Source organism: Streptomyces sp. MH60, from assembly GCF_002939385.1.
In the GTDB taxonomy this organism is placed as follows: Bacteria; Actinomycetota; Actinomycetes; order Streptomycetales; family Streptomycetaceae; genus Streptomyces.
Map to the genome: position 1 here is coordinate 111,998 of NZ_MULI01000016.1, position 8,926 is coordinate 120,923.

Sequence of the window (8,926 nt, forward strand, 5' to 3'; positions counted from 1 at the left end):
ACGCTTCCCGCCCGGGCCCTCGTGTGCTGTGAACGGCGGCCCGTCAGCCGACGACCGTCCAGGTGTCGTTGCCGGCGAGCAGCGCGGCGAGGTCGCCCTTGCCGTTCTGCTCGACGGCGGTGTCGAGCTGGTCGGACATGAGCGTGTCGTAGACCGGCCGCTCGACGGAGCGCAGGACGCCGATCGGGGTGTGGTGCAGGGTGTCCGGGTCGGCGAGGCGGGAGAGTGCGAAGGCCGTGGTCGGGGACGCGGCGTGGGCGTCGTGGACCAGGATGTCCGCCTCGTTGTCCTCCGTCACGGTGACGACCTCCAGGTCGCCGGTGCGCGGGTCGCGTACGACGCCCTTGGCGTTGTCGGTGCCGAAGCGGATCGGCTGCCCGTGCTCCAGGCGGATCACCGCCTCCTCGGCCTGCTCCCTGTCCTTGAGGGCGTCGAAGGCGCCGTCGTTGAAGATGTTGCAGTTCTGGTAGATCTCGATCAGGGCCGTGCCGGGGTGCTCGGCGGCCTGCCGCAGGACCTCGGTGAGGTGCTTGCGGTCCGAGTCGACGGTCCGGGCGACGAAGGACGCCTCCGCGCCGAGGGCGAGGGAGACCGGGTTGAAGGGCGCGTCCAGCGACCCCATCGGCGTCGACTTGGTGATCTTGCCGACCTCGGAGGTCGGGGAGTACTGGCCCTTGGTCAGGCCGTAGATCCGGTTGTTGAACAGCAGGATCTTGAGGTTGACGTTGCGGCGCAGGGCGTGGACGAGGTGGTTGCCGCCGATGGACAGCGCGTCGCCGTCACCGGTGACGACCCACACGGACAGGTCCCGGCGGGAGGCGGCGAGGCCGGTGGCGATGGCGGGGGCGCGGCCGTGGATGGAGTGCATCCCGTAGGTGTTCATGTAGTACGGGAAGCGGGAGGAGCAGCCGATGCCGGAGACGAAGACGATGTTCTCCTTCGCCAGGCCGAGCTGGGGCATGAAGCCCTGCACGGCGGCGAGGATGGCGTAGTCGCCGCAGCCGGGGCACCAGCGCACTTCCTGATCGGACTTGAAGTCCTTCATGGACTGCTTGCCCTCGGCCCTGGGAACGAGCTGGAGCAGTGCGTTGGTGTCAGCCATCGATGGTCTCCTTCAGGACGGTGGCGAGCTGCTCCGCCTTGAACGGCATGCCGTTGACCTGGTTGTACGACTGGGCGTCGACCAGGTACTTCGCCCGGACCAGGGTGGCGAGCTGCCCGAGGTTCATCTCCGGGACCACCACCTTGTCGTACCGCTTCAGCACCGCGCCGAGGTTGGCCGGGAAGGGGTTGAGGTGGCGCAGGTGGGCCTGGGCGATCCGGCCGCCCTCCTTGCGGATCCGCCGCACCGCCGCCGTGATCGGCCCGTACGTCGAGCCCCAGCCCAGCACCAGCGTCCGCGCGCCGTCCGGGTCGTCGACCTCCAGGTCGGGGACCTCGATGCCGTCGACCTTGGCCTGCCGGGTGCGGACCATGAAGTCGTGGTTGGCCGGGTCGTAGGAGATGTTGCCGGTGCCGTCCTGCTTCTCGATGCCGCCGATCCGGTGCTCCAGTCCCGGCGTGCCCGGCACCGCCCACGGACGGGCCAGGGTCTGCGGATCACGCTTGTAGGGCCAGAACACCTCGGTGCCGTCGTCCAGCGTGTGGTTCGGGCCCTGCGCGAACCGCACCGCCAGGTCGGGCAGCTCCTCCTGCTCGGGGATCCGCCATGGTTCGGAGCCGTTGGCCAGGTAGCCGTCGGACAGGAGGAAGACCGGCGTCCGGTACGTCAGCGCGATCCGCGCGGCCTCCAGGGCGGCGTCGAAGCAGTCGGCCGGGGTGCGCGGGGCGACGACCGGGACCGGCGCCTCGCCGTTGCGCCCGTACATCGCCTGCAACAGGTCGGCCTGCTCCGTCTTGGTCGGCAGACCCGTCGACGGGCCGCCGCGCTGGATGTCCACCACCAGCAGCGGCAGCTCCAGACTCACCGCGAGCCCGATCGTCTCGCTCTTGAGCGCCACCCCCGGACCGCTCGTCGTCGTCACCGCCAGCGACCCGCCGAAGGCCGCCCCCAGCGCCGCACCGATCCCGGCGATCTCGTCCTCCGCCTGGAAGGTGCGCACGCCGAAGTTCTTGTGCCGGGACAGCTCGTGCAGGATGTCGGACGCCGGGGTGATCGGGTACGAGCCCAGGAACAGCGGCAGATCCGCCTGCCGGGAGGCGGCGATCAGGCCGTAGGCCAGGGCCAGGTTCCCGGAGATGTTGCGGTAGGTGCCGGGCGGGAACGCCGTCGCCGCCGGCGCCACCTCGTAGGAGACCGCGAAGTCCTCCGTGGTCTCACCGAAGTTCCAGCCCGCGCGGTAGGCCGCGATGTTGGCGGCGGCGATGCCCGGCTTCTTCGCGAACTTCGACTTCAGGAACTTCTCCGTGCCCTCGGTGGGCCGGTGGTACATCCAGGACAGCAGCCCGAGCGCGAACATGTTCTTGCTGCGCTCGGCCTCCTTGCGGCTGAGGTCGAAGTCCTTGAGCGCCTCGACGGTCAGCGTCGTCAGCGGCACCGGATGCAGGTGGTACCCGTCGAGGGAGCCGTCCTCCAGCGGAGAGGTGTCGTAGCCGACCTTCTGCATCGCCCGCTTGGTGAACTCGTCCGTGTTGACGATGATCTCCGCGCCGCGGGGCAGGTCGCCCACGTTCGCCTTCAGCGCGGCCGGGTTCATCGCCACCAGCACGTTGGGCGCGTCACCCGGGGTGAGGATGTCGTGGTCGGCGAAGTGCAACTGGAAGGAAGAGACGCCCGGCAGGGTGCCGGCGGGTGCCCGGATCTCGGCCGGGAAGTTCGGCAGCGTCGACAGGTCGTTGCCGAACGACGCCGTCTCCGAGGTGAAACGGTCGCCGGTGAGCTGCATCCCGTCGCCCGAGTCCCCCGCGAACCTGATGATCACTCGGTCCAGCCGGCGGACGTCCTTCGCCCCGACCGGTTTGCGCTGCGCTCCCACGGCGGACTCGTCGGTACCGTCGGCCTGCTCCGCTGGGCTGCTGACCTGGCTGGTCACTTACTGGACCTCCCTAGGGACGGCTGTCCGGGGACTGGTCTCCCACCGACCGTCCCAGGATCAACCCTACGTCCGCACGCCATGACTTCCGGTGGACATTCGCATGATGGACACGACTTCGAGATGGCCCACAGCCCTGGAATCCCAAGGCTTCCCCGCCCCCCGGCACCCTCGAGGACGCACCCCGCCCACCCTCCGGTTTCTCATTCGTCCGGATGAGCGTCCGCGCCGCCGAGCCTGCCGGTGCTTCCGAGGCGTGAGCCGGTGATGTCAGGAGTTGAGATAGGTGAGCACGGCGAGCACCCTGCGGTGATCACCGTCGCTCGGGGACAGACCCAGCTTCATGAAGATGTTGCTGACGTGCTTCTCGACGGCCCCGTCGCTCACGACGAGCTGCCGGGCGATCGCCGAGTTCGTCCGGCCCTCGGCCATGAGCCCCAGCACCTCCCGCTCCCGCGGGGTGAGCCCCGCCAGTACGTCCTGCTTGCGGCTGCGGCCGAGCAACTGCGCGACCACCTCCGGGTCCAGCGCCGTACCGCCCTGCGCGACGCGGACCACGGCGTCCACGAACTCCCGGACCTCGGCCACCCGGTCCTTCAGCAGATAGCCGACGCCCCGGCTGGAACCGGCCAGCAGCTCCGTCGCGTAGCGCTCCTCCACGTACTGGGACAGCACCAGCACGCCGAGACCGGGATGCGCCTTGCGCAGCCGCACCGAGGCCCGCACCCCCTCGTCGGTGTGCGTCGGCGGCATCCTCACGTCCGCCACCACGACGTCCGGCAACTCGCCCTGGGCGTCCAGCTCGGTGATGGTCTTGATCAGTGCCTCACCGTCGCCGACACCGGCCACGACCTCGTGCCCGCGGTCGGTCAGCAACCGGGTCAGCCCCTCTCGGAGCAGCACTGAATCCTCGGCGATGACCACCCGCACCCTGTCCTCCACGATCTTCGGCCCCCCACAGCCCGTGCACCTGCGCGGTCCGCGCGGCCCACGCCGCGTCCACGAACCGTCCGTGCGACGGGTCCAGCATCCCAGCATCCGGGGCCGGACGCCCTCGGGCAACGGGAAGAGAACGGGAAGTCCTGCGTGTCAGTCCGGGTTCGGCCACCCGATGGCCGGTTCTCGATCACGCCACCGGGCCGCTGCCGGGCCGCCGCGATGTCCCTCGGCCCGTGTCCCTCGGTCCGTGTCCCTCGGCCCGTGTCCCTCGGCCCGTGCCGCTCGGTCCCGTGCGGCGCGGGCCCGTGCCGATCGAGGGCTGAGCGGCACGGGCCGAGGGCGGCGCCGCCCACGGGCGGATCAGCCCGTGACCGGCTCGTTCCGCCACGGCAGCTCGGCCGTGATCCGCGTCGGGCCTCCGGCCGGCGAGTCCACCACGAGGATGCCGTCCACCGCGTCGAGCCGTTCCGCCAGACCGGCCAGCCCGGACCCGGCCGACGCCTGCGCGCCGCCCACGCCGTTGTCCACGACCTGGAGCATCAGCCGGTTCTCCACCCGCCACACCTCCACGGCGGCCCACGTGGCCCGCGCGTGCTTGCTTATGTTCTGGAGCAGCTCCGAGACGGTGAAGTAGGCGATGCCCTCGATCGCCGACGCCGGCCGCTCCGCCAGGTCGACCTCCACCCGCACCGGCACGGTGCAGCGCGAGGCCACCGACGACAGCGCCGCGTCCAGACCGCGGTCGGTCAGCACCGCCGGGTGGATGCCCCGAGCCAGGTCCCGCAGCTCCTGGAGCGCCGTCTTCACCTCGCCGTGCGCCTCGTCCACCATGACGGCCGCGGCCCGCGGGTCCTCCTTCAGCTTCTCCTTGGCCAGCCCCAGGTCCATGGCGAGGCTGACCAGGCGGGCCTGTGCCCCGTCGTGCAGGTCGCGCTCGATGCGTCGCAGGTCGGCCGCGGCCGTGTCGACCACGACCCCCCGGTCCGACTCCAGCTCCACGACCCGCGTCGCCAGCCGCGAGGGTCCGAGCAGCCCGTGCACCATGACCCGGTCCACCGTGGTCAGCGCCCGCACCAGCCACGGCGTCGCCAGGGTGAACAGCAGACCGACCAGCGCGGTCACGGTGATCTCGAAGGGGTTGTCCAGGTAGATCCGGTGCGTCTCGTCGCCGTACAGCTGGAGCCCGTCCTGGCCGGCGTACACCGGGAACACCCAGAACCACAGCGGGTACGTCAGCATCGCCCAGCCGAGCGCCCACACGTTCAGGGCGACGACGAACGAGAACACGGCCCACGGGAACTGCAGCACCGCGTACAGCAGGCTCCGCCAGGAGGCGCCGCTCTTGAGCACAGCCCCCATCCAGCCCATCGCGCCCTGCTTCTTCAGCCGCAGCGGCTCCGGGTCGGACACCCGCAGCCCCAGCAGCGCACGGGCCCGCGCCCGCTCCATCGCCCCGAAGCCCCGGCACCCGGCGAGCGCGGCCGCCAGCACCGGCACCCCCAGGAACGTCACCAGCAGGCCCGCCCCCAGCGACACCATCGTCACGGCGTACGTGAAGAGCAGGATGCCGACCGGCAGGCCCATCAGCACGTAGCCGAACTCCCGCCAGCTGCGCGCCTCGAACGGAGCCCGCAGTCCGGCCGGCAGCCGGTGGTGCCGCGCACCGGTGTCCCCGGGGAAGCCGGACCCGCTCCCGAGCCCGTAACCCTGTCCGTATTCCGTGGCCATCGGTGCCGTCCTTCTCCTCGTGGTCTGCGGCTGTGCCGTCCTACCTCCACCCTCCTCGGCCGCACCGCCACGGCCAATGGAGCCCGTCGGCGTCCGGGGAGGGGGGTTTTCCCTACCTCCTGGCGACGGAGCCCGCCGCGTCGGCCTCCGTGCGGTCGCGCCACGGCAGCTCGGCCGTGATCGTCGTCGGGCCGCCCTCCGGGGAGTCGACGAGGAAGAGACCGTCGACGGCGGACAGCCGGTCGGCGAGGCCCTTCATCCCCGTACCGCCGTCGAGGCGCGCGCCTCCGCGGCCGTTGTCCGCCACCTGCATGAGCAGTCGGTCGGACGACCGCCACACCTCCACGGAGGCCGAGCCGGCGCCACTGTGCTTGCTGACGTTCTGGAGCAGCTCCGAGACCGTGAAGTAGGCGATGCCCTCGATGGCCGCCGCGGGGCGCTCCGCCAGGTCGACGGAGACCCTGACCGGCACGGTGCAGCGGGAGGCGACCGAGGAGAGCGCCGCGTCCAGACCGCGGTCGGTCAGGACGGCCGGATGGATACCGCGGGCCAGGTCCCGCAGCTCCTGCAGGGCCAGCTTCACCTCGCCGTGCGCCTCGTCGACCATGGCCGCCGCCGTGTCCGGGTCCTCCAGGAGCTTCTCCTTCGCCAGGCCCAGACCCATCGCGAGGTTGACCAGGCGGGCCTGTGCCCCGTCGTGCAGGTCGCGCTCGATGCGCCGCAGGTCGGCCGCGGCCGTGTCGACCACGACCCCCCGGTCCGACTCCAGCTCGGCGATCCGCCGCTCCAGCTCGTCGGACGGGGACAGCAGCCCGCGCACCATGGCCCGGTCGACGTTGGCCAGGCCCCGCGCGATGAACGGCAGCACCGGCCACAGCACGATCAACGACGTCAACGTGACGACGAAGGTGGCAATGCCCCAGGGGAGCCGGATGACGTCGTACAGGACCGTGCGCCAGCCCACCGGGTCCTTCAGGGACATCCACAACTGGGCGAAGAAGCCGCGCCTGCCCCGCAGCGGCAGCGGGCTCGGCTCGTCCACCCGCACGCCGAGCAGCCTCCGGGCCCGGGCCCGCTCCAGCTTGCCCAACTGCCGCGCGCCCAGCAGGCCGGCCGCCAGCAGCGGGAGCCCGATCACCGTGACCGTCAACCCGATACCGACGGACAGCGTCGTCACGACGTAGACGAAGCCGAGCAGCGCCGCCGGAAGATTCGCCAGCAGATGGGCGATCTCCTTCCAGGTGTGCCGGTCGTAGGCGAAACGGGCCGGTGGCAGGCGGTCGCCGGCCGCCGCGCCGGTGGTCCCGGCGAGGCTGGAGGTCGAGAGACGTTCGGTCATACACGTCAGCGTGCCGTGCGGTGCGGCGCCGCGCCATGAGGTGGACCGCCGGGGCGCACTGAGGAAAACCCCACCCCCGCGTCTCAAGGTGCGACGGGCTGCTTACCGCGTCTTTATCAGGCCCTAGACTCCCGTGCGTACAGATCGTCGAACAGCGGCGTTCACGCCGTCCACGACAGGGAGCGAGGGGCGCACGTGCCGGAACCGACCGTCGGCGAGGCGACCGCCGGCGCCGTGACCACAGCCGACGCGACCGTCGGGCTCGCCGCGGACTACTTCCAGTCGTACTCGGTCGTCGGCCTGCTCGCCGTCGTGGGAGTGCTCTTCGTCGCCGTGGCCTTCGGCGCCGGACGGCTGCTGCGACCGGTGGTCCCGACGCCCGAGAAGCTGCTCACGTACGAGTGCGGCGTGGACCCCGTGGGGGAGGGCTGGGCGCACACCCAGGTCCGCTACTACGTCTACGCGTTCCTCTACGTCATCTTCGCGGTCGACTCGATCTTCCTCTTCCCCTGGGCGACGGTCTTCGCCGACCCTGGTTACGGGGCCACGACCCTCGTGGAGATGTTCATCTTCCTCGGCTTCCTCGCCGTGGGTCTGTTGTACGCATACAAGAAGGGCGTCCTGTCATGGACGTGAACCCCTCCCCACCCGTGCCGCTCCCCGAGCCCAAGAGGCTGGGCACGCTCGCACGCCTCGCTCCGGAGCCGATGAAGGTCGTCCTGAACTGGGGCCGCCGCTACTCGCTCTGGGTCTTCAACTTCGGCCTCGCCTGCTGCGCGATCGAGTTCATCGCCGCGTCGATGGCCCGCCACGACTTCATCCGGCTCGGCGTGATCCCGTTCGCGCCCGGCCCCCGCCAGGCCGACCTGATGGTCGTCTCGGGCACGGTGACCGACAAGATGGCACCGGCCGTCAAACGCCTGTACGAGCAGATGCCCGAGCCGAAGTACGTCATCTCCTTCGGCGCCTGCTCCAACTGCGGCGGCCCGTACTGGGACTCCTACTCCGTGACGAAGGGCGTCGACCAGATCATCCCCGTCGACGTCTACGTCCCCGGCTGCCCGCCGCGCCCCGAGGCGCTGCTCCAGGGGATCCTCAAGCTCCAGGAGAAGATCGCGCGGGAGTCGCTGGGGGAGCGGTACGGCACCTCGCCCCGGCCGTCGACCGCCGCGCTGCGGAGCGGCCTGGTACGACCGCCGGCCTCGGCTCCGGCTCCGGCCCCCGACGCCGAGGAGGGCCGATGACCGCGGTCGGCTGGCTGCCCGCGGGCGCCGAGGAACTCTTCGGTCCGGACGCCGAGGCGGGGGAGTCGTACGACCTCCTGACCGTCGACGTGCCGCCGACGTCCTGGATCACCGCCCTGGAGACGGCACGCGACCGGCTCGGCTGCACCTACTTCGACTGGCTGAGCGCGGTCGACGAGCCGGGCACCGGGTTCCGCGTCGCGGCACACGTCGTCGCGCTGGGACCGGTCCGCAGGCTGCTTGTGCGTACGACCGTCCCGCACGACGCCCCGGTGCTGCCCACCGCCGTCGCGGTGTACGCGGGTGCGGCCTGGCACGAGCGCGAGACCCACGAGATGTTCGGTGTCGCCTTCGAGGGCCACCCCGCGCTGGACCACCTGCTCCTGCCGGAGGGCTTCGAGGGCCACCCGCTGCGCAAGGACTTCGTCCTCGCCGCCCGCGTCGCCAAGGCCTGGCCCGGGGCCAAGGAGCCCGGCGAGTCCGATCACGGCGGTCCCCGTCGCCGCCAGATGCTGCCGCCGGGCGTGCCCGATCCCAACGAGTGGGGCCCGCTGAAGGGCCAGCTGCCTCCCGCTCCGGCGCGCCCGGCCCGGGGCGCGGGGCGTGCGGCCGGGGAGCGCCCGGCCCGCGGGGCGGGCGAACGC

8 protein-coding genes are annotated in these 8,926 nt (G+C 71.5%); 3 read left to right on the plus strand and 5 right to left on the minus strand.

Annotated features, from left to right (window positions below):
* Positions 1-43: 43 nt before the first annotated feature.
* The 5 genes from BZZ08_RS13730 to BZZ08_RS13750 form a co-directional block, all read right to left on the minus strand.
* Complete coding sequence (locus tag BZZ08_RS13730; protein WP_104632472.1) at positions 44-1,102, minus strand: 2-oxoacid:ferredoxin oxidoreductase subunit beta; 1,059 nt, start codon at positions 1,100-1,102, stop codon at positions 44-46.
* Complete coding sequence (locus BZZ08_RS13735; protein ID WP_104632473.1) at positions 1,095-3,032, minus strand: 2-oxoacid:acceptor oxidoreductase subunit alpha; 1,938 nt, start codon at positions 3,030-3,032, stop codon at positions 1,095-1,097. Before BZZ08_RS13735 ends, BZZ08_RS13730 begins: the two co-directional genes overlap by 8 nt.
* A 270-nt stretch (positions 3,033-3,302) precedes the next feature.
* Positions 3,303-3,962, minus strand: a complete 660-nt coding sequence (locus BZZ08_RS13740) for a response regulator transcription factor (RefSeq protein ID WP_007443820.1) — start codon at positions 3,960-3,962, stop codon at positions 3,303-3,305.
* A 369-nt stretch (positions 3,963-4,331) separates the two neighbouring features.
* The gene (locus tag BZZ08_RS13745) at positions 4,332-5,699 is read right to left on the minus strand and encodes a sensor histidine kinase (protein ID WP_104632474.1); all 1,368 of its coding nucleotides are present in this window, start codon (positions 5,697-5,699) and stop codon (positions 4,332-4,334) included.
* Positions 5,700-5,811: 112 nt separating this feature from the next.
* A complete protein-coding gene (locus tag BZZ08_RS13750) occupies positions 5,812-7,038 on the minus strand; it encodes a sensor histidine kinase (RefSeq protein ID WP_104632475.1) in 1,227 nt (408 codons plus the stop codon).
* A gap of 195 nt (positions 7,039-7,233) precedes the next feature.
* Between BZZ08_RS13750 and BZZ08_RS13755 the strand changes: the two genes are divergently transcribed.
* The 3 genes from BZZ08_RS13755 to BZZ08_RS13765 form a co-directional block, all read left to right on the plus strand.
* Positions 7,234-7,674, plus strand: a complete 441-nt coding sequence (locus BZZ08_RS13755; RefSeq protein ID WP_104632476.1) for an NADH-quinone oxidoreductase subunit A — start codon at positions 7,234-7,236, stop codon at positions 7,672-7,674.
* Positions 7,665-8,282, plus strand: a complete 618-nt coding sequence (locus BZZ08_RS13760; protein ID WP_104632477.1) for an NADH-quinone oxidoreductase subunit B — start codon at positions 7,665-7,667, stop codon at positions 8,280-8,282. The genes BZZ08_RS13755 and BZZ08_RS13760 overlap by 10 nt, the downstream gene beginning before the upstream one ends.
* Positions 8,279-8,926, plus strand: a 648-nt coding sequence (locus tag BZZ08_RS13765; protein WP_104632478.1) for an NADH-quinone oxidoreductase subunit C, incomplete at its 3' end; no start/stop codon positions are given. The genes BZZ08_RS13760 and BZZ08_RS13765, both read left to right, overlap by 4 nt.